Source organism: Mycolicibacter algericus DSM 45454 (genome assembly GCF_002086455.1).
GTDB lineage: Bacteria > Actinomycetota > Actinomycetes > Mycobacteriales > Mycobacteriaceae > Mycobacterium > Mycobacterium algericum.
In genome coordinates this window covers 1-19384 of record NZ_MVHC01000032.1, presented here as the reverse complement: position 1 = coordinate 19384, position 19384 = coordinate 1, and the positions used below count along the sequence as shown (strand labels likewise).

Genomic DNA, 19384 nt, shown 5'->3' with positions numbered 1-19384 from the left:
AATAAACGTAATGGGTTTGCGCATTGATGCATAACAATGCAACACTGGTCGCATGGTTTCTGTGGCGGTAGCCGGTGCCAGTGGGTACGCCGGCGGTGAGATTCTGCGGCTGTTACTGGGGCACCCAGCTTACGCGGACGGCCGGTTGACGATCGGGGCGCTGACCGCCGCCGGTAACGCCGGCAGCACCATGGGCGAACAGCACCCGCATCTCATGCCGCTGGCCGACCGGGTCCTCCAGCCCACCGAGGTCGACGTCCTCGCCGGCCACGACGTGGTGTTTCTCGGCCTGCCGCACGGACATTCGGCGGTACTGGCCGAACAGCTCGGCGACGACACCCTGGTGGTGGACTGCGGCGCGGACTTCCGGCTGGACGACCCGACCGACTGGGAACGCTTCTACGGCACGTCGCACGCGGGCACCTGGCCCTACGGCCTGCCGGAACTGCCCGGGGCGCGCGAACAGCTCAAGGACGCCCGCCGGATCGCAGTGCCGGGCTGCTACCCGACGGCGGCGCTGCTGGCGCTGTTCCCGGCCGTCGCCGCCGGCCTGATCGAGCCGGACGTCTCCGTGGTCGCGGTCAGCGGCACCTCCGGCGCCGGCAAGGCCGCCAAGGTCGACCTGCTCGGCTCGGAGGTGATCGGCTCGGCGCGGGCCTACAACATCGCCGGCGCGCACCGGCACACTCCGGAGATCGGCCAGGGCCTGCGGGCGGTCACCCACCGTGACGTCACCGTCTCCTTCATCCCGGTGCTGATCCCGGCGTCGCGGGGCATCCTGGCCACCTGCACCGCCAAAACCACCACGCCGCTGCCCAAGCTGCGCGCCGCCTACGAAAAGGCCTACCAGGCAGAGCCGTTCGTACGGCTGCTACCGGAGGGTCAGCTGCCCAAGACCGGATCGGTGATCGGCAGTAACGCCGCGCACCTGGCGGTGGCCGTCGACGAGGACGCCTCGACGTTCATCGCGATCGCCGCCATCGACAACCTGGTCAAAGGCACCGGCGGCGCCGCGGTGCAGGCGATGAACCTGGCACTGGGCTGGCCGGAGTCCGAAGGGCTTTCGACAGTGGGTGTCGCCCCGTGACACGGATCCTGCGCGAACAAGGGGTGACAGCGCCGGCGGGCTTCCGGGCGGCCGGAATCGCCGCCGGCATCAAGGCTTCCGGGGCGCCGGACCTGGCGCTGGTGTTCAACGAGGGGCCCGACTACGCGGCCGCCGGAGTGTTCACCAGCAACCAGGTCAAGGCGGCCCCGGTGCTGTGGAGCCAACAGGTGCTCAAAAGCTGCCGGCTGCGGGCGGTGATCCTCAACTCCGGCGGCGCCAACGCCTGCACCGGCCCGGGCGGATTCCAAGACACCCACGCCACCGCCGAGGCCGTCGCTGCCGCGTTGTCGGAGTGGGGCACCGAGACCGGAGCCGTCGAGGTGGCGGTCTGCTCCACCGGACTGATCGGCGACCGGCTGCCGATGGACAAGCTGCTGGCCGGAGTCACCGACGTGGTGCAGGAGATGGCCGGGGGACTGGTCGGTGGCGACGAGGCCGCCCGGGCGATCATGACGACCGACACCGTGCCCAAACAGGTTGCGCTGCACCACGATGACAACTGGACGCTGGGCGGGATGGCCAAAGGTGCCGGCATGCTGGCCCCGTCGCTGGCCACCATGCTGGTGGTGCTCACCACCGACGCCAAAGCCGACGCGGCCGCACTCGACACCGCGCTGCGCCGCGCCGCCGCCCTGACCTTCGACCGCCTCGACATCGACGGCAGCTGCTCCACCAACGACACGGTGCTGTTGCTGTCCTCGGGCGCCAGCGAGATCACGCCCAGCCAGGACGAACTCGACGCCGCGGTGCTGGCCGCCTGCGAGGACCTGTGCGCCCAGCTGCAGGCCGACGCCGAAGGCGTCACCAAACGGGTCACGATCACCGCCACCGGCGCCGGCAACGACGACGACGCGCTGCTGGCGGCCCGGCTCGTCGCCCGCGACAGCCTGGTCAAGACCGCGCTGTTCGGCTCCGACCCTAACTGGGGCCGGGTGCTGGCCGCCGTCGGGATGGTGCCGTTCACCATCGACCCGGACCGGATCACGGTGGCATTCAACGGGTCACCGGTATTCAGCGACGGCCTGCCGATGCCGGGAGCCCGCGAAGTCGACCTGTCCGGCCCCGACATCGACGTCACCGTCGAGCTGAACCAGGGCAGCGGGCAGGCCACGGTGCGCACGACCGACCTGTCCCACGCCTACGTCGAAGAGAACTCCGCGTACAGCTCATGACCAGCACCGCGACCAAAGCCCAAGTTCTGGCCGAAGCACTGCCCTGGCTCAAGCAGCTGCACGGCAAGATCGTCGTCGTCAAATACGGCGGCAACGCCATGACCGACGACACCCTCAAGCACGCGTTCGCCGCCGACATGGCGTTCCTGCGCAACTGCGGTATCCAGCCGGTGGTGGTCCACGGCGGCGGACCGCAGATCAGCACCATGCTCTCCCGGCTCGGGATCGAAGGCGACTTCAAGGGCGGATTCCGGGTCACCACACCGGAAGTGCTCGACGTGGCGCGCATGGTGCTGTTCGGCCAGGTCGGCCGCGAACTCGTCGGGCTGATCAACGCCCACGGCCCCTATGCCGTCGGCATCACCGGTGAGGACGCCGCGCTGTTCACCGCGGTGCGGCGCAGTGTCACCGTCGACGGCGTCGCCACCGACATCGGACTGGTCGGCGACGTCGACCAGGTCAACACCGCCGCGGTGCGCGATCTCATTGCCGCAGGCCGGATCCCGGTGGTCTCCACCCTTGCCCCCGATGCGGACGGCGTGGTGCACAACATCAACGCCGACACCGCCGCGGCAGCGCTGGCCGAAGCCCTGCAAGCCGAGAAACTGCTGATGCTCACCGACGTCGACGGCCTCTACACCGACTGGCCCGACACCGATTCGCTGGTCAGCGAGATCGACACCGCGACACTGGCGCAGCTGTTGCCGACGCTGGAATCGGGCATGATCCCCAAAGTCGAAGCCTGCCTGCGCGCCGTGCGCGGCGGGGTGCCCAGCGCCCACATCATCGACGGCCGGGTCAAGCACTGCGTGCTCGTCGAATTGTTCACCGACGCCGGCACCGGAACCAAGGTGGTGAACCCATGAGCCTGCAAGACCGCTGGTCCGCGGTGATGATGAACAACTATGGCACCCCGCCGCTGGCTTTGGTCAGCGGCCAGGGCGCGGTGGTGACCGACGAAGCGGGTAAGGACTATCTCGATCTGCTCGGCGGCATCGCCGTCAACCTGCTCGGCCACCGCCACCCCGCGGTGATCGAAGCCGTCACCACCCAGTTGAACACCCTGGGCCACACCTCGAACCTGTACGCCACCGAGCCGGGCGTCGCGCTGGCCGAAGGCCTCGTCGACCAGCTGGGCGCACCGGCGCGAGTGTTCTTCTGCAACTCCGGGGCCGAGGCCAACGAGGCGGCGTTCAAACTGACCCGGCTCACCGGCAAGACGAAGATCGTAGCGGCCGACGGCGCGTTCCACGGCCGGACGATGGGGTCGCTGGCGTTGACCGGTCAACCCGATAAGCGCGCGCCGTTCGAACCGCTGCCCGGCGACATCACCCACGTGCCCTACGGAGACACCAAAGCGCTTGCCGAGGCTGTCGACTCGGCGACCGCGGCGGTCTTCCTGGAGCCGATCATGGGGGAGGGCGGTGTCGTCGTCCCGCCCGCCGGCTATTTGGCCGAGGCTCGCGGCATCACCGCGGCCTACGGCGCACTGCTGGTGTTCGACGAGGTGCAGACCGGCGTCGGCCGCACCGGGGCGTTCTACGCCCACCAGCACGACGGCATCACCCCCGACATCGTCACGCTGGCCAAGGGACTCGGCGGCGGCCTGCCGATCGGGGCGTGCCTGGCCGTCGGCGCGGCCGCTGACCTGTTGACCCCCGGCAGCCACGGCAGCACCTTCGGCGGCAACCCGGTCTGCACCGCAGCCGCCTTGGCGGTACTCAAAGCGCTGGCCGACGGCGACCTGATCACCCGCGCCGGAACTCTGGGCAAGTCACTGAGCCACGGCATCGAGGAACTGGGCCACCCGCTGGTCGACCACGTCCGCGGCAAGGGACTGCTGCAGGGCGTGGTGCTGACCGCGCCGAAGGCCAAAGCGGTGGAGGCCGCGGCCCGCGACGCCGGGTTCCTGGTCAACGCCGCCGCGCCAGGCGTGGTCCGGCTGGCGCCACCACTGATCATCACCGAAGCGCAGCTCGACGACTTCATCACGGCGCTGCCCGGCGTGCTGGACACCGCGCAGGAGGCCGCACATGCCTAGGAACTTTCTGCGCGACGACGACATCACCCCCGCCGAGCAGGCCGAAATCCTCACGCTGGCAGCCGAACTCAAGGCCGCACCGCACAGCCGCCGGCCGCTGGAGGGCCCGCGCGGGGTCGCGGTGATCTTCGACAAGAACTCCACCCGCACCCGGTTCTCGTTCGAGATCGGCATCGCCCAACTCGGCGGGCACGCCGTCGTCGTCGATGGCCGCTCCACCCAACTGGGCCGTGACGAAACCCTGGAGGACACCGGGCGGGTGCTGTCGCGCTACGTCGACGCCATCGTGTGGCGCACCTTCGCCCAGGACCGACTGACCGCGATGGCGGCCACCGCCACCGTGCCGATCGTCAACGCGCTCTCCGACGACTTCCACCCCTGCCAGGTGCTGGCCGACCTGCAGACCATCGCCGAACGCAAAGGCGCACTCCAAGGGCTCAGGCTGACCTATCTCGGTGATGGCGCCAACAACATGGCGCACTCACTGATGCTCGGCGGCGTCACCGCCGGCATGCATGTCACCGTCGCCGCCCCGGACGGTTTCACCCCCGATCCCGCCGTCGTCGCCGCGGCGCAGCAGCGCGCCGCCGACACCGGTGCCTCGGTCAGCCTCACCGCCGACCCGGCCAAGGCGGCGACCGGCGCCGACGTGCTGGTCACCGACACCTGGACTTCGATGGGCCAGGAAGACGACGGGCTGGACCGGGTCGCGCCGTTTCGGCCCTATCAGATCAACGACGAATTGGTTGCACTGGCCGACCCGGACGTCACTGTGCTGCACTGCCTTCCGGCGCACCGCGGCGACGAGATCACCGACTCGGTGATCGACGGGCCGCGCAGCGCGGTCTGGGACGAGGCCGAGAACCGGCTGCACGCACAGAAGGCGCTGCTGGTGTGGTTGCTGGAACGGTCACGATGAGCCGAGCCGACAGCCCCATCACCCGGGTGGGCCGCCAGGCCCGCATCGTCGAGGTGCTGTCCGCGGAACCGGTACGCAGCCAAACCGAGCTGGCCGCGCTGCTGGCCGCCGACGGCATCGAGGTCACCCAGGCCACCCTGTCACGCGACCTGGAGGAACTCGGCGCGGTGAAACTGCGGGGCCCCGATGGAGGAGTCGGCGGGTACGTCATTCCCGAAGACGGCAACCCGATGCGACTGTCCGGCGGCACCGACCGACTGTGCCGGCTGCTGGGGGAGCTGCTGGTGTCCACCGACGCCACCGGAAACCTCGCGGTGCTGCGCACCCCGCCCGGCGCGGCGGACTACCTGGCCAGTGCCATCGACCGGGCCGCGCTACCGTACGTCGTCGGCACCATCGCCGGGGATGACACCATCTTCGTGGCAGCGCGCGAGCCGATGACCGGCGCCGAGCTCGCCGCCGCCCTCAACGACCTGCAGTAAGACCAGTAGCACCCAGTAAGACACAGCAAGGAGAACTCGATGTCCGAACGCGTCATCCTGGCGTATTCCGGTGGCCTGGACACCTCGGTGGCGATCAGCTGGATCGGCAAGGAGACCGGGCGCGAAGTCGTGGCCGTCGCCATCGACCTCGGCCAGGGCGGCGAGGACATGGACGTGGTGCGCCAGCGGGCCCTGGACTGCGGGGCCGTCGAATCCGTCGTGGTCGACGCCCGCGACGAGTTCGCCGAGGGTTATTGCCTGCCCACCATCCAGTCCAATGCGCTCTACATGGACCGCTACCCGCTGGTCTCGGCGATCAGCCGGCCGCTGATCGTCAAACACCTGGTGGCCGCGGCTCGCGAGTACGGCGGCGGCACCGTCGCACACGGCTGCACCGGCAAGGGCAACGACCAGGTCCGCTTCGAGGTCGGATTCGCCTCGCTGGCACCGGATCTCAAGGTGCTGGCCCCGGTCCGCGACTACGCCTGGACCCGGGAGAAGGCGATCGCGTTCGCCGAGCAGAACGACATCCCGATCAACGTCACCAAGCGCTCACCGTTCTCCATCGACCAGAACGTGTGGGGCCGGGCGGTGGAGACCGGGTTCCTGGAGCACCTGTGGAACGCGCCGACCAAGGACGTCTACGACTACACCGAGGACCCGACCGTCAACTGGGGGGTCCCCGATGAGGTGATCATCGGCTTCGAACGCGGTGTCCCGGTGTCGATCGACGGCAAGGGCGTGTCGGTGCTGGAGGCCATCGTCGAGCTCAACCGGCGGGCCGGCGCCCAGGGCGTGGGACGCCTCGATGTGGTCGAGGACCGGCTGGTGGGCATCAAGAGCCGCGAGATCTACGAGGCCCCCGGCGCGATGGTGCTGATCAGCGCCCACACCGAACTCGAGCACGTCACCCTGGAGCGCGAGCTGGGCCGGTTCAAGCGGCACACCGACCAGAAGTGGGCCGAGCTGGTCTACGACGGGCTGTGGTATTCGCCGCTGAAGGCCGCGCTGGAGTCTTTCGTCGCCCACACCCAGCAGCACGTGAGCGGCGAGGTGCGGCTGGTGCTGCACGGCGGCCACATCGCGGTCAACGGCCGGCGCAGCAGTGAGTCGCTGTACGACTTCAACCTGGCCACCTACGACGAGGGCGACACCTTCGACCAGTCCGCCGCGCGTGGGTTCGTCGAGATCCACGGGTTGAGCTCGAAGATCTCCGCCCGCCGGGACCTGGGCTCGTGAGCTTCTCCACCGCGAGCAGACGCGAAAGCCCCCTCAGAGGATCGGATTTGGGGGCTTTCGCGTCTGCTCGCCGGAGAAAGGTGACCGCATGAGCACCAACGAGGGATCACTGTGGGGCGGACGGTTCGCCGAAGGTCCGTCCGACGCGCTGGCCGCGCTGAGCAAATCCACCCACTTCGACTGGGTGCTGGCCCCCTACGACATCGCCGCGTCCAAAGCGCACGCCAAGGTGCTGCACGGTGCCGGGTTGCTCACCGATGAGCAGCGTGACGGGCTGTTGGCCGGCCTGGACAGTCTCGGCGAGGACGTCGCCGACGGCAGCTTCGGCCCCCTGGTCACCGACGAGGACGTCCACGGCGCGCTGGAACGCGGCCTGATCGACCGGGTCGGCGCCGAACTGGGTGGCCGGCTGCGGGCCGGGCGGTCGCGAAACGACCAGGTGGCCACGCTGTTTCGGATGTGGCTGCGCGACGCCGTGCGCCGCGTCGCCGCCGGGGTGCTCGACGTGGTCGACGCGCTGGCCCACCAGGCCGCCGCCCACCCGGACGCCGTCATGCCCGGCAAGACGCATCTGCAGTCCGCGCAACCGGTGCTGCTGGCACATCACCTGCTGGCGCACGCCCACCCGCTGCTGCGCGATGTGGGGCGCATCGTCGACTTCGACGCCCGCGCCGCGGTCTCGCCGTACGGATCGGGCGCGCTGGCCGGTTCGTCGCTGGGCCTGAACCCGGACGCCATCGCCGCCGAACTCGGCTTCGACGCCGCCGCGGACAACTCGATCGACGCCACCGCGGCACGCGATTTCGCCGCCGAAGCCGCATTTGTGTTCGCGATGATCGCCGTCGACCTGTCGCGGCTGGCCGAAGACATCATCTTGTGGAGCTCAACGGAGTTCGGCTACGCGGTGTTGCACGACTCCTGGTCGACCGGCAGCTCGATCATGCCGCAGAAGAAGAACCCCGACATCGCCGAGCTGGCCCGCGGCAAGTCCGGCCGGCTGATCGGCAACCTGACCGGCCTGCTGGCCACCCTGAAGGCCCAGCCGCTGGCCTACAACCGGGACCTGCAAGAGGACAAGGAGCCGGTGTTCGATTCAGCGGCCCAGCTGGAACTGCTGCTGCCGGCGATGGCCGGGCTGGTCGGCACCCTGGCGTTCGACACCGAACGGATGGCCGCGCTGGCGCCGGCCGGTTACACGCTGGCCACCGATATCGCCGAATGGCTGGTGCGCCAAGGTGTTCCGTTCCGGACTGCGCATGAGGCGGCGGGTGTCGCAGTGAAGACCGCCGAGCAGCGCGGCGCCGGCCTGCACGAGCTCACCGACGCCGAGCTGGCCGAGATCGACCCGGCGCTGATTCCGCAGGTGCGCGACGTGCTGACCGTCGAAGGATCGGTGGCCTCCCGCGACGCCCGCGGTGGCACCGCGCCGGCGCGGGTCGCCGAGCAGCTGGCGGGCCTGCGCGAGCGTGCCGCGCGTCAGCGCCGGTGGGTCGACGGCTGAGCATCCCGGGGGACTACGGCCCCCAGATCATCAGGTCCTCCATGCCGTTGTTCATCGTCACCGTGGTCGGCGGCGGGCCGGTGACGTCGAAGTAGATCTTGCCGGTGGACTGTGCGCCCTGCGGGATCGTCGCCCCGCTGATCGCCTTCGGAGCTGCCACCTGCCACAGCACCCGGTAAGCCGCCCGATCCGGGGCGACGGCGTTGAATTGGGAGATCGCCGGAGTCACGCTGCCCCGGATCGCGTTCACCGTCGCGGTGGACTCCCACACCTTGCCCGCGACCGGGTAGCCCGGCATGGTGTCGGAGCTCGGCTGCAGGCCGCTCACCCGCCAGGAGTACACGACCTGACCAACGGTGTCGGTGGCTTGCAGGGTGCTGCCCAGCTTGCCGACGATCGGGTAGGCCGCTGTCGCGGTCGGCGCGACCGTCATCGGGATCGCCGCCATGGCCATTGCCGCCAGGGCCGTCTTCGTCATCCCACGAACCTTCATGACGTCCTCCTCTCTTTCGGGGGATGAGATGACGGATAGCCGGGTTCGCCACGCCTTAACCATGCTTCGGCGGAACGGATCTCGTGCTGCGCTAGCGTGAGCAGATCAACGGCCGCCGGACCAACCCGAGGATGTGGCGCCTGCTGACGGCCATCGTGGTCTGCGGGCTGCTGCCGCAATGCACGGGCGCCCCCGAGCCAACACCGTCGTCAGCTGCCGTCACCCAACCCGAACCGGCCGCCGTCGCTCCCGTCACGGCCGCCGAACTCGGCACCACCTGGCGTCCCGGCTGCCCGGTCGCCCCGGCGCAACTGCGGCGGGTCACGCTGACCCACCTGGGTTTCGATGCCCGGCCGCACCGCGGCGAGCTGATCGTGCACCAAGAACTGGTTCCGCAGGTCATCGCGATCTTCGAGCGGCTGTACCGGCTGGATTTCCCGATCGAGAAGATGCGCCCGGCGGCCCACTACCGCGGCGGCGACGACGAACTGTCGATGGCGGACAACAACACCTCGGCGTTCAACTGCCGCCGCATCCCGGGATCGGGCAACTGGGCGCAGCACGCTTACGGCCGGGCCATCGACATCAACCCGCTGCTGAACCCGTCGGTCACCCGCCACGGATTCGAACCGAAGAACGCGGCGGTCTATCTGGACCGCCACCGCATCGAGCCGGGGTTACTGCATCCCGGCGACCCGGCGGTGCGCGCCTTCACCGACGCCGGCTGGCGCTGGGGCGGCGATTGGAAATCGCCGGTGGATTACCAGCACTTCGAGCGCCGCTGAGCAGACGGCAGTCGGCGGCGCACCGGCTATTCGACGACCTCCGACAGCTCCAGCCAGCGGCCCTCCTGCTCGGCCACCTCGTCCTCCAGCGCGCGCAGCTCGCCGGTGAGTGTCGCCAGGCCCACGTGATCGGCCTGGTCGTGAGCGGCGAGCTCATGATGCTTGGCCTCGATCTGTTCGGCGAGCCGCGTCAGCCGGCGCTCGACCGCAGCCAGATCCTTCTGTGCCGCACGCAGTTCCGCGCCCGAGAGCGTCCCGGAATCGGCAACAGCCGGCGCCGGGCGCGAGGCCGGCGTGCGGCGCGCCTCGGCGGCCAGCTGCAGATACTCCTCGACGCCGCCGGGCAGATGCCGCAGCCGACCGTCCAGGATCGCGTACTGCTGATCGGTGACCCGCTCCAGCAGGTACCGGTCGTGGGAGACGACGATCAGCGTGCCCGGCCAGGAGTCCAGCAGATCCTCGGTGGCGGTGAGCATGTCGGTGTCGACGTCGTTGGTCGGCTCGTCGAGCACCAGCACGTTCGGTTCGGCCAGCAGGGTGAGCATCAACTGCAGCCGGCGGTGCTGCCCGCCGGACAGCTCGCCGACCCGGGCCGACAGTTGCGCCCTGCCGAAGCCGAGCCGCTCCAGCAGTTGCGCGGGCGTCATCTCCTTGCCGTCGACCTGGTAGTCGTTGCGCAGCCGGCCCAGCACGTCGGCGACCCGGTCCTCGGCGAGCGAGGCCAGCTCCCCGGACTGCTGATCGAGCATGCCCAGCCGAACCGTCTTGCCGCGTTTGACCCGCCCGGCATCGGGCGTCACGGTCCCGGCGATCAGCCCCAGCAGCGTGGACTTGCCGGCGCCGTTGGCGCCGAGGATCCCGGTGCGTTCCCCGGGACCGATCCGCCACTCGATGTCGCGCAGCACCGGCTGGGCGTCCACGGGCGCCCCAAAAGACACCGTCACGTCGAGCAGGTCGATGACGTCCTTGCCCAGTCGTGCCGTGGCCAGCTTCACCAGCTCGACCTCGTTGCGCAACGGCGGGACGTCGGCGATCAGCGCGTTGGCCGCTTCGATGCGGAACTTGGGTTTGGAGGTGCGGGCCGGGGCGCCGCGGCGCAGCCAGGCCAGCTCCTTGCGTAACACGTTCTGCCGCTTGGCTTCACTGGCCGCGGCCATCCGGTCGCGCTCCACCCGCTGCAGCACGTAGGCCGCGTAGCCGCCCTGGAAGGGCTCCACGATGCGGTCGTGCACCTCCCAGGTGGTGGTGGCCACCTCGTCGAGAAACCAGCGGTCGTGGGTGACCACCAACAGGCCGCCGGTGTTGCGGGCCCAGCGCTGCTGCAGGTGGCCGGCCAGCCAGGTGATTCCCTCCACATCGAGGTGGTTGGTGGGCTCGTCGAGGCCGATCACGTCCCACTCGCCGATCAGCAGCGCGGCCAGCTGCGCCCGCCGGCGCTGCCCGCCCGACAATTCCGAGATGGTGGCATCCCAGGCGATGTCGGCGACCAGTCCGTCGACCACGTCACGAATCCGCGGGTTGGACGCCCACTCGTGGTCGGCCTGCTCGCCGACCAGCGTCGCCCCCAGGGTGCGGCCCGGGTCGAGGGTGTCGGCCTGGTCGAGCAGACCGACCCGCAGGCCGCTGCGGCGGGTGACCCGGCCGGAGTCCGGTGTGGCGGCGCCGGTGAGCAGCCGCAGCAGCGAGGATTTGCCGTCGCCGTTGCGGCCCACGATGCCGATGCGGGCGCCGTCGTTCACCCCGAGGGTGACCGAGTCGAGCACCACACCGGTGGGATAGCGCAGGTGAAGGGCTTCGGCGCCGAGCAGGTGTGCCACTGCCAGAACGCTACTGCCTGCCGGTCGCCGACGACTGAACGAGCCGGACCAAGCACGCTGATGTGCCAGAATGTGCACGTCATTGACGATCGAACGCGACGTAGGGGAGCAGCGTGGATCTGAATCTGTCGGCCATCACCCGGCCGGTCGAGTGGCTGATGGCCACCGCGCAGAACGGCCTGGAGGTGCTGCGTTGGGGCGGCCTGGAGACCGGGACCGTGCCGTCGCCCTACCAGATCGTCGAGAGCACCCCGATGTACAAGCTGCGGCGCTACTTCCCGCCCGACAACCGGCCCGGCCAGCCGCAGCCCGGGCCGCCGGTGCTGCTGGTGCACCCGATGATGATGTCGGCGAACATGTGGGACGTCACCCGCGAGGACGGCGCGGTCGGCATCCTGCACGGGGCGGGAGTGGACCCCTGGGTGATCGACTTCGGTTCACCCGACGAGGTCGAGGGCGGGATGCGACGCAACCTGGCCGACCACATCGTCGGGCTCAGCCAGGCGATCGACACCATCGCCCAGACGGCCGGACGCGACGTGCACCTGGCCGGCTACTCCCAGGGCGGCATGTTCGCCTATCAGGCCGGGGCCTACCGGCATTCGAAGAGCATCGCGTCCATCATCGCGTTCGGCTCCCCGGTCGACACCCTGGCCGCGCTACCGATGGGCGTGCCGCCCAACATCGCCTCCAGCGTCGCGGGGTTCATGGCCGACCACGTCTTCAACCGGCTGGACATCTCGGGGTGGCAGGCGCGCGTGGGCTTCCAGATGATGGATCCGCTCAAGACCGCCAAGGCCCGGATGGACTTCCTGCGCCAACTGCACGACCGGGAAGCCCTGCTGCCGCGGGAGGCGCAGCGGCGTTTCCTGGAGTCGGAGGGCTGGATCGCCTGGTCGGGTCCGGCGATCTCGGAGCTGCTCAAGCAGTTCATCGCGCACAACCGGATGATGACCGGTGGTTTCGCGATCAACGGCCAACTCGTCACGCTGACCGACATCACCTGCCCGGTGCTGGCCTTCGTCGGCGAGGTCGACGACATCGGCCAGCCGGCCGCGGTGCGCGGTATCCGGCGCGCGGCGCCCGACGCCAAGGTCTTCGAGTACCTGCTGCGCGCCGGGCACTTCGGGCTGGTGGTCGGTTCCAAGGCGGCCGAACTGACCTGGCCGACGGTCGCCGACTGGGTGCTGTGGCAGGAGGGCCAGGGCCCGCAGCCCCCCGGGGTGGCGCTGATGGCCGAGCAGGCCCCCGAGGACAGCAAGGGCGGGGTGGCGATGACCTCGCGGATCGCGCACGGGCTGGGGGAGGCCTCCGGTGTCGCGCTGACGCTGGCCCGCGGCGCCGCCGACGCCATGGTCGCCGCACAGAAGTCGATGCGCACCATGGCGATCGAGACCGCACGCACCCTGCCCCGGCTGGCCCGGCTCGGACAGATCAACGACCACACCCGGATCTCGCTGGGCCGCATCATCGGTGAGCAGGCCGCCGAGTCGCCCCACGGCGAATTTCTGCTGTTCGACGGCCGGGTGCACACCTATGAGGCGGTCAACAAGCGCATCGACAACGTCGTTCGCGGATTGATCGATGTCGGTGTGCGGCAAGGTGTTCACGTCGGCGTGCTGATGGCCACCCGCCCCAGCGCCATGGTCGCGATCGCCGCGTTGTCGCGCCTGGGCGCGGTCGCGGTGCTGATGCCGCCGGATGGGGATCTGGGCGCGGCGGCACGCCTGGGTGGCATCTCCGAGATCATCACCGACCCCGGCAACCTCGACCTGGCGCTGGCCGCCGTCCGCGACCTGGGCTGCCAGGTGCTGGTCCTCGGTGGCGGTGAGACCCGTGATCTGGACTTGCCGGCCGACGCTGAAGCCGTCATCGACATGGAGCAGATCGACCCCGACGCCGTCGACCTGCCGGGCTGGTACCGGCCCAACCCGGGATTCGCCCGCGATCTGGCGTTCGTCGCCTTCAGCACGGTGGCCGGCGAACTGGTGGCCAAGCAGATCACCAACTACCGGTGGGCGCTCTCGGCGTTCGGCACCGCGTCGACCGCCGCCTTGGGGCCCACCGACACGCTGTACTGCCTGACGCCGCTGCACCACGAGTCCGGGCTGTTGGTCAGCCTCGGCGGCGCCGTGGTCGGTGGGGCCCGCATCGCGCTGTCGCGCGGCCTGAACCCGGATCGCTTCGTCGCCGAGGTGCGCCAGTACGGGGTGAGCGTGGTGTCCTACACCTGGGCGATGCTGCGCGAGGTCATCGACGACCCGAATTTCGTGCTGCAGGGCAACCATCCGGTGCGGTTGTTCATCGGTTCCGGCATGCCCGTGGGGCTGTGGCGCAGGGTCACCGAGGCGTTCGCGCCGGCCCAGGTCGTCGAGTTCTTCGCCACCACCGACGGCCAGGCGGTGCTGGCCAACGTCTCCGGCGCCAAGGTCGGCAGCAAGGGCCGCCCGCTGCCCGGAGCGGTGGAGGTGGAGCTGGCCGCCTACGACCCCGACCAGGACCTGATCCTCGAGGACGAGCGGGGCTTCGTGCGGAAAGCCGAGACCAACGAAGTCGGGGTGCTGCTGGCCAAGCCACGCGGGCCGATCGACCCGTCGGCATCGGTCAAGCGCGGCGTGTTCGCGCCCGCCGACACCTGGATCTCCACCGAGTACCTCTTCCGGCGCGACGCCGACGGCGACTACTGGCTGGCCGGCGGACGCGGTTCGAGCATCCACACCGGCCGCGGCATGGCGTATCCGGTGCTGATCACCGACGCGCTGGGCATCGTCACCGGCGTCGATCTGGCGGTGACGTATCGGGTGACGGCCGGCTCCGGGGACGACCTGGTCGTGTCCGCGGTGACGGTGCGGCCGGGGGCGACCGTCACCGCCGCGGACCTCAGCGAGGCGGTGGCGGAGTTGCCCGTCGGCGCCGGGCCCGATGTCGTGCACGTCGTGCCGGATCTGCCGCTGAGTGCCGTCTACCGCCCGACGCTGGGTGAGCTGCGCGAAGCCGGGCTGCCCAAGGCCGGGCGCAACGCCTGGTACTTCGACGCGGCGAGTGGACAGTTCAAGCGGTTGACCGCCGCGGTACGCGCCGAATTGGCCGGGGGCCGCCAGTGATCGACGACGAGCTGTTGGCCATCCTGGTCTGTCCGGCCGACCGCGGACCATTGCTGCGGGTGAAACGTTCCGCGGATGAGGTGCTCTACAACCCGCGGCTGCGTCGCGCCTACTGCATCGAGGACGGTATCCCGGTGCTGCTGATCGACGAGGCCACCGACGTCGGCGACGACGAACATGCCCGACTCATCGGCCGAGCCGGTCCGGCAGATCCCCGGTGAGATAACGCTGCAGCGTCGGGGCGACCATCGCCACGACCTGGTCGCCGGGCAGCGACGCGAGCGGTTCCAGGCCGACGATGTAGCGGGCGACCACGATGCCCATCAACTGGCTCGCGGTGAACTCGGCGCGCAACACGCCGGTTCCGGCCGGTACATCGATGCGACTGGCGAGTTCGGCGACCACGATATCGCGGAAAAACGAACGCGCCAGCGGAACTTCGGTCCCGGTGAGCATGGAGCGCATCGCTGCGATCAGCCCGGTACCGGCCTGCGAATCCCACAGCGGCAGCAGCAGTTCGGGCAGGATGCGGCCGAGCTGTTCGACGGGCGCGTCCCGCAACGGTCCCAACACGACCATCGGGTCCACCGGCAGCTCGGTCGCCGCGGCGAACAGTTGTTGTTTGGTGCCGTAATAGTGGTGCACCAGCGCCGCGTCGACGCCGGCATCGGCGGCCACCGCGCGGATCGAGGTGTTCTGGAACCCGTTGTGGGCGAAGAGCTCCCGGGCCGAGCTCAAGATCCGCTCCCTGGTGTCCGAGGATCCGGAGGGCCGGCCCGGCCGCCGGTTGCTGGCCTCAGTGGACATCACGGCGTCTGTCGTCGCAGTGTCACCGCGGCCAGGGCCAGCGCGGCGGCCGCGAATACCAGCACGATGACCATGTCGCGTACCGCGATACCGGTCAGTTGCGGATGTGCGCCCACTTGCTGCAGTGCCTCCAGCGCGTAGCTGGCCGGCAACGCGTTGCTGATCCACTGCAGCCACTCGGGCATCGTGGCGCGGGGCACGATGATCCCGGCCAGCAGCAGTTGCGGCACCATCACCAGCGGGATGAACTGCACCGCCTGGAATTCGGTGCGGGCGAACGCGCTGCACAGCAGCCCCAGGCCGACGCCGAGCACCGCGTTGACGATCGCGATCACAAACACCCACGCCGGGCTGCCGGCGGTCTCGAAACCGAGCAGCCAGAACGCGACCACACAGGCCAGGCTGGCCTGGGCGGCCGCCGCGACCGAGAACGCCGTGCCGTAGGCGGCGAGCAGGTCCAGCCTGCGCAGCGGGCTGGTCAGGATGCGCTCCAGCGTCCCCGACGCGCGTTCGCGCTGCATCGTGATCGCGGTGATGACGAACATCAGAAACAGCGGGAACAGGCCGAGCAGAATCAGGCACGCGGCGTTGAACGGCGATGGGGTACCCGGCGGATGCGGGACGTTGGCGAACATGAAGTACATCAACGTGATGATCAGGCTGGGCACCAGCAGGACCATCGCGACGCTGCGATGGTCACCGGCCAGTTGCCGCAGGATCCGCTGCGTGGTGGCCAGGAACGGCCGCAGCTGCAGGGTGCGGGTCAGCCGGCTCGGGGCGCGGTGCTGCGCCGGATGACGGACAGGAACGCTTCCTCCATCGACGTACATCCGGTCTCCTCTCGCAGTCGTCGCGGTGTGGTGCGCGCCAGCAGCCTGCCCTGGCGCATCAGCAACAGGTCGCCGCAATGGTCGGCCTCGTCCATGACATGGCTGGACACCAGCAGCGTGGTGCCGCGCCGGGCCAGCGCCTGGAACTGGTGCCAGAGCTCGGCCCGCAACACCGGGTCCAGGCCGATCGTCGGTTCGTCGAGCACCAGCAGGTCCGGCCGGCCGACCAGCGCACAGGCCAGCGACACCCGGGCGCGTTGCCCGCCGGACAGGTTCGCGCAGTAGTCGCCGCGATGCCGCTGCAGATCCACCGAGTCGACCGCGTCGTCGGCGGCCGAGGCGTCGACGCCGGCAAGCGACGCGAAGTAGCGGACGTTGTCGATGACCCGCAGGTCGTCGTAGATCGTGGCCTGCTGGGGCATGTAGCCGACGCGGCGACGCAGCGCCGCGGAGCCGGCCGCGTCGCCCAGCACGGTGACCTGTCCGCCGGTGATGACCTGGGTGCCCACGATGCAGCGCATCAGCGTGGTCTTGCCGCAGCCCGACGGGCCGAGCAGGCCGGTGATGGTGCCCGGGGCGATCCGCACCGACAGATCGTGCAGGACCGGGCGCTTACCCCGGATCACCCGCAGGTGCTCGATGTCGACGGCCGGGATGGGACGCGCCCCCGATAATTCATCACGCGATGAAATCATCATGTGATGAATATCGACCGGTTGCGATGCGTTGTCAAGGCCCAATCGGGGCTCGGGCAGAATCTGGGCGGTGAGTGCAGCCCAGCTGGCGGTCGATCCGCTCGCGGCCGCCCGCCTGCTGCTCGGCGCCACCCTTACCGCCCGCGGGGTGCGCGCGACGATCGTCGAGGTAGAGGCCTATGGCGGCGTGCCCGACGGGCCGTGGCCGGACCCGGCGGCACATTCTTATCGCGGTCCCACCGGGCGCAACACCGTGATGTTCGGCCCGGCCGGCCGGTTGTACACCTACCGCAGCTACGGCATGCACGTCTGCGCCAATGTGGCCTGCGGGCCGGACGGCACGGCGGCGGCGGTGCTGCTGCGGGCGGCGGTGATCGACGAGGGATCGGCGGTGGCGCGGTCGCGACGCGGCGAAACGGTGCCGAGCACCGGTTTGGCGCGCGGCCCGGGCAACCTCTGCTCTGCTCTGGGAATCGCCATGGCGGACAACGGAATCGATCTGTTTGACGCACGCAGTCCGGTGCAACTGCGGCTCGGTGCGCCGCTGGCGGCGCAGGCAGGGCCACGGGTGGGCGTCAGCCAGGCCGCCGACCGGCCGTGGCGATTGTGGGCGCCCGGGAAGCCCGAGGTTTCGGCCTACCGACGAAGCCCGCGGGCACCGGCGCCCGGCGCCAGCGACTGATCCGGGAAAATCGACGCATGCCGACGACGATTCTCGACGAGCTGGGCTGGCGCGGCCTGATCGCCCAATCCACCGACCTGGATGCGCTGACCGCCGAAGTGACCGGCGGGCCGATCACCGTCTATGCCGGATTCGATCCCACCGCGCCCAGCCTGCACGCCGGAAACCTGGTGCCGCTACTGGCGTTGCGCCGATTCCAGCGGGCCGGCCACCGGCCCATCGTGCTGGCCGGCGGGGCCACCGGCCTGATCGGCGATCCCCGCGACACCGGCGAACGCAGCCTGAACAGCGCCGACACCGTGGCCGAGTGGTCCGGGCGGATCCGGGGCCAACTGGAGCGCTTCGTCGACTTCGACAACGGCCCCACCGGCGCGGTGGTGGTCAACAACCTGGACTGGACCGCGCCGCTGTCGGCGGTCGAATTCCTGCGTGACGTGGGCAAACACTTCTCTGTCAACGTGATGCTCGACCGCGACACCATCCGGCGCCGGCTGGACTCCGAGGGCATCTCCTACACCGAGTTCAGCTACATGCTGCTGCAGGCCAACGACTATGTGGAGCTGTACCGGCGGTACGGCTGCGCACTGCAGATCGGCGGCTCCGACCAGTGGGGCAACATCATCGCCGGTGTCCGGCTGGTGCGTCAGAAGCTGGGCGCGACCGTGCACGCGCTGACCGTGCCGCTGGTGACCGCGGCCGACGGCACCAAGTTCGGCAAGTCCACCGGCGGCGGCAGCCTCTGGCTGGATCCGGAGATGACCAGCCCGTACGCCTGGTACCAGTACTTCTTCAATACCGCCGACGCCGACGTGGTCCGCTACCTGCGCTGGTTCACCTTCCTGTCCGCCGACGAGCTCGAAGAGCTGGAGAAGGCCACCGCCGAGCGACCGCACGAGCGGTCCGCGCAGCGCCGGCTAGCCCGCGAATTCACCACCCTGGTCCATGGCGAGGCGGCCACCGAAGCCGTCGAGCTGGCCAGCCAGGCCCTCTTCGGTCGGGGGGAGCTGGCCCGGCTGGACGAGGCAACGCTGACCGCGGCGCTGCAGGAGACGCCGGTGGCCCAGCTGGCGCCGGGCAGCCCGGACGGCATCGTCGATCTGCTGGTCGCCACCGGGCTGTCGGCCAGTCGCGGCGCGGCCCGCCGCACCATCGGCGAGGGGGGAGTCTCGGTGAACAACGTCCGCGTCGACAGCGAGGAATGGTCGCCGCAGCCGGGGGACTTCCTGCACGGCCGGTGGCTGGTGGTGCGCCGCGGCAAGCGCAACGTGGCCGGCGTCCAACGCGTCCAGGGTGGTTAGCGAGGACTCGACCCGGGCGGCCCGACGGGGCGGGCGCCGCGCGAAGTTGATCTTGAAGGCGCCGAAATACCCCTGCTAGCAGCGGATTTGACTCCCAGTTTCACCTCGCGTAACTTAGTGCACGTCGCCGCGACCAGGCCAGACCCGGTCAGCGCGACAAGCCCACGGAATCGACGAGATTCACCGAGCGATTCCGGGGGCATCTCATCTGTCCGCACTGCCGATGCGCGGCTTTTAGCCGCGGGTTGACTGCGCGTCCGGGTGGGGCGTGTTGTTTGAGAACTCAATAGTGTGTTTGGTGGTTTTTGTTTGTTGTTGTTTTTGCCATGCTCTCGGCGCCCCGTGTTGGGGGTGTGGTGTTGTTTTTGTCGGTTTTTCGGAACTGATGTTTTCAGGATTGTTCTGAACGTT

The 19384-nt window shown here is 69.7% G+C and carries 18 protein-coding genes; 13 read left to right on the top strand and 5 right to left on the bottom strand.

The window, feature by feature from the left end; translation table 11 throughout:
* Positions 1–52 precede the first annotated feature (52 nt).
* The 8 genes from argC (at position 53) to argH (ending at position 8462) form a co-directional block, all read left to right on the top strand.
* Entirely contained in the window at positions 53–1087 is a 1035-nt protein-coding gene (gene argC, locus BST10_RS19345; protein WP_041317765.1) for an N-acetyl-gamma-glutamyl-phosphate reductase, read from the top strand.
* Positions 1084–2280, top strand: coding sequence for a bifunctional glutamate N-acetyltransferase/amino-acid acetyltransferase ArgJ (argJ, locus tag BST10_RS19340; RefSeq protein ID WP_083040029.1), 1197 nt, complete (start codon positions 1084–1086; stop codon positions 2278–2280). Before argC ends, argJ begins: the two co-directional genes overlap by 4 nt.
* Positions 2277–3146, top strand: a complete 870-nt coding sequence (argB, locus tag BST10_RS19335) for an acetylglutamate kinase (protein ID WP_013828768.1) — start codon at positions 2277–2279, stop codon at positions 3144–3146. The genes argJ and argB overlap by 4 nt, the downstream gene beginning before the upstream one ends.
* Positions 3143–4321: an acetylornithine transaminase gene (locus BST10_RS19330; RefSeq protein ID WP_083040028.1), complete on the top strand. Its 1179-nt coding sequence runs from the start codon at positions 3143–3145 to the stop codon at positions 4319–4321. Before argB ends, BST10_RS19330 begins: the two co-directional genes overlap by 4 nt.
* Complete coding sequence (gene argF / locus BST10_RS19325; RefSeq protein ID WP_083040027.1) at positions 4314–5240, top strand: ornithine carbamoyltransferase; 927 nt, start codon at positions 4314–4316, stop codon at positions 5238–5240. Before BST10_RS19330 ends, argF begins: the two co-directional genes overlap by 8 nt.
* On the top strand, positions 5237–5722 hold the full coding sequence (locus tag BST10_RS19320) for an arginine repressor (RefSeq protein WP_083040026.1): 486 nt from the start codon (positions 5237–5239) through the stop codon (positions 5720–5722). Before argF ends, BST10_RS19320 begins: the two co-directional genes overlap by 4 nt.
* Before the next feature lie 39 nt (positions 5723–5761).
* Complete coding sequence (locus BST10_RS19315) at positions 5762–6961, top strand: argininosuccinate synthase (protein WP_083040025.1); 1200 nt, start codon at positions 5762–5764, stop codon at positions 6959–6961.
* An 88-nt stretch (positions 6962–7049) separates the two neighbouring features.
* On the top strand, positions 7050–8462 hold the full coding sequence (argH, locus tag BST10_RS19310; protein ID WP_083040024.1) for an argininosuccinate lyase: 1413 nt from the start codon (positions 7050–7052) through the stop codon (positions 8460–8462).
* Between the two features lie 13 nt (positions 8463–8475).
* Here argH and BST10_RS19305 read toward each other — a convergent pair whose 3' ends face one another.
* Positions 8476–8955 carry an MPT63 family protein gene (locus BST10_RS19305; RefSeq protein WP_083040019.1) on the bottom strand — a complete coding sequence of 160 codons (480 nt, stop codon included), beginning with the start codon at positions 8953–8955 and terminating at the stop codon, positions 8476–8478.
* Between the two features lie 131 nt (positions 8956–9086).
* Between BST10_RS19305 and BST10_RS19300 the strand changes: the two genes are divergently transcribed.
* Positions 9087–9740 carry a M15 family metallopeptidase gene (locus BST10_RS19300; protein WP_013828775.1) on the top strand — a complete coding sequence of 218 codons (654 nt, stop codon included), beginning with the start codon at positions 9087–9089 and terminating at the stop codon, positions 9738–9740.
* A 26-nt stretch (positions 9741–9766) separates the two neighbouring features.
* Here the strand turns inward: BST10_RS19300 and BST10_RS19295 are convergent, their stop codons facing one another.
* Positions 9767–11557 (bottom strand): ABC-F family ATP-binding cassette domain-containing protein, encoded by a 1791-nt coding sequence (locus BST10_RS19295; protein ID WP_083040017.1) that lies wholly within the window; start codon positions 11555–11557, stop codon positions 9767–9769.
* 113 nt (positions 11558–11670) lie between these two features.
* On the opposite strand from BST10_RS19295, the gene BST10_RS19290 reads away from it, so the two are divergent.
* Positions 11671–14661, top strand: coding sequence for an acyl-CoA synthetase (locus BST10_RS19290; protein ID WP_083040015.1), 2991 nt, complete (start codon positions 11671–11673; stop codon positions 14659–14661).
* Positions 14658–14882: a Trm112 family protein gene (locus BST10_RS19285; RefSeq protein WP_083040012.1), complete on the top strand. Its 225-nt coding sequence runs from the start codon at positions 14658–14660 to the stop codon at positions 14880–14882. The genes BST10_RS19290 and BST10_RS19285 overlap by 4 nt, the downstream gene beginning before the upstream one ends.
* Here the strand turns inward: BST10_RS19285 and BST10_RS19280 are convergent.
* The 3 genes from BST10_RS19280 to BST10_RS19270 are packed head-to-tail and all read right to left on the bottom strand — an operon-like array spanning position 14848 to position 16996.
* A complete protein-coding gene (locus BST10_RS19280; RefSeq protein ID WP_083040009.1) occupies positions 14848–15468 on the bottom strand; it encodes a TetR/AcrR family transcriptional regulator in 621 nt (206 codons plus the stop codon). The genes BST10_RS19285 and BST10_RS19280 overlap by 35 nt on opposite strands.
* A complete protein-coding gene (locus BST10_RS19275) occupies positions 15468–16298 on the bottom strand; it encodes an ABC transporter permease (protein WP_083040007.1) in 831 nt (276 codons plus the stop codon). Before BST10_RS19275 ends, BST10_RS19280 begins: the two co-directional genes overlap by 1 nt.
* Positions 16232–16996 (bottom strand): ABC transporter ATP-binding protein, encoded by a 765-nt coding sequence (locus tag BST10_RS19270; protein WP_013828781.1) that lies wholly within the window; start codon positions 16994–16996, stop codon positions 16232–16234. The genes BST10_RS19275 and BST10_RS19270 overlap by 67 nt, the downstream gene beginning before the upstream one ends.
* A gap of 67 nt (positions 16997–17063) precedes the next feature.
* On the opposite strand from BST10_RS19270, the gene BST10_RS19265 reads away from it, so the two are divergent.
* Both BST10_RS19265 and tyrS read left to right on the top strand, forming a co-directional pair.
* Positions 17064–17675 carry a DNA-3-methyladenine glycosylase gene (locus tag BST10_RS19265; protein WP_083040004.1) on the top strand — a complete coding sequence of 204 codons (612 nt, stop codon included), beginning with the start codon at positions 17064–17066 and terminating at the stop codon, positions 17673–17675.
* A 17-nt stretch (positions 17676–17692) separates the two neighbouring features.
* A complete protein-coding gene (gene tyrS, locus BST10_RS19260; RefSeq protein ID WP_013828783.1) occupies positions 17693–18973 on the top strand; it encodes a tyrosine--tRNA ligase in 1281 nt (426 codons plus the stop codon).
* Positions 18974–19384: the final 411 nt, after the last annotated feature.

What these genes read in the sequence shown, in the direction of transcription:
- argC (WP_041317765.1), top strand. Translation starts at nt 53, where the DNA reads ATGGTTTCTGTGGCGGTAGCCGGTGCCAGTGGGTACGCCGGCGGTGAG.
- argB (WP_013828768.1), top strand. Translation starts at nt 2,277, where the DNA reads ATGACCAGCACCGCGACCAAAGCCCAAGTTCTGGCCGAAGCACTGCCC.
- BST10_RS19330 (WP_083040028.1), top strand. Translation starts at nt 3,143, where the DNA reads ATGAGCCTGCAAGACCGCTGGTCCGCGGTGATGATGAACAACTATGGC.
- argF (WP_083040027.1), top strand. Translation starts at nt 4,314, where the DNA reads ATGCCTAGGAACTTTCTGCGCGACGACGACATCACCCCCGCCGAGCAG.
- BST10_RS19320 (WP_083040026.1), top strand. Translation starts at nt 5,237, where the DNA reads ATGAGCCGAGCCGACAGCCCCATCACCCGGGTGGGCCGCCAGGCCCGC.
- BST10_RS19315 (WP_083040025.1), top strand. Translation starts at nt 5,762, where the DNA reads ATGTCCGAACGCGTCATCCTGGCGTATTCCGGTGGCCTGGACACCTCG.
- argH (WP_083040024.1), top strand. Translation starts at nt 7,050, where the DNA reads ATGAGCACCAACGAGGGATCACTGTGGGGCGGACGGTTCGCCGAAGGT.
- BST10_RS19305 (WP_083040019.1), bottom strand. Translation starts at nt 8,955, where the DNA reads ATGAAGGTTCGTGGGATGACGAAGACGGCCCTGGCGGCAATGGCCATG.
- BST10_RS19300 (WP_013828775.1), top strand. Translation starts at nt 9,087, where the DNA reads ATGTGGCGCCTGCTGACGGCCATCGTGGTCTGCGGGCTGCTGCCGCAA.
- BST10_RS19280 (WP_083040009.1), bottom strand. Translation starts at nt 15,468, where the DNA reads ATGTCCACTGAGGCCAGCAACCGGCGGCCGGGCCGGCCCTCCGGATCC.
- BST10_RS19275 (WP_083040007.1), bottom strand. Translation starts at nt 16,298, where the DNA reads ATGTACGTCGATGGAGGAAGCGTTCCTGTCCGTCATCCGGCGCAGCAC.
- BST10_RS19270 (WP_013828781.1), bottom strand. Translation starts at nt 16,996, where the DNA reads ATGATGATTTCATCGCGTGATGAATTATCGGGGGCGCGTCCCATCCCG.
- tyrS (WP_013828783.1), top strand. Translation starts at nt 17,693, where the DNA reads ATGCCGACGACGATTCTCGACGAGCTGGGCTGGCGCGGCCTGATCGCC.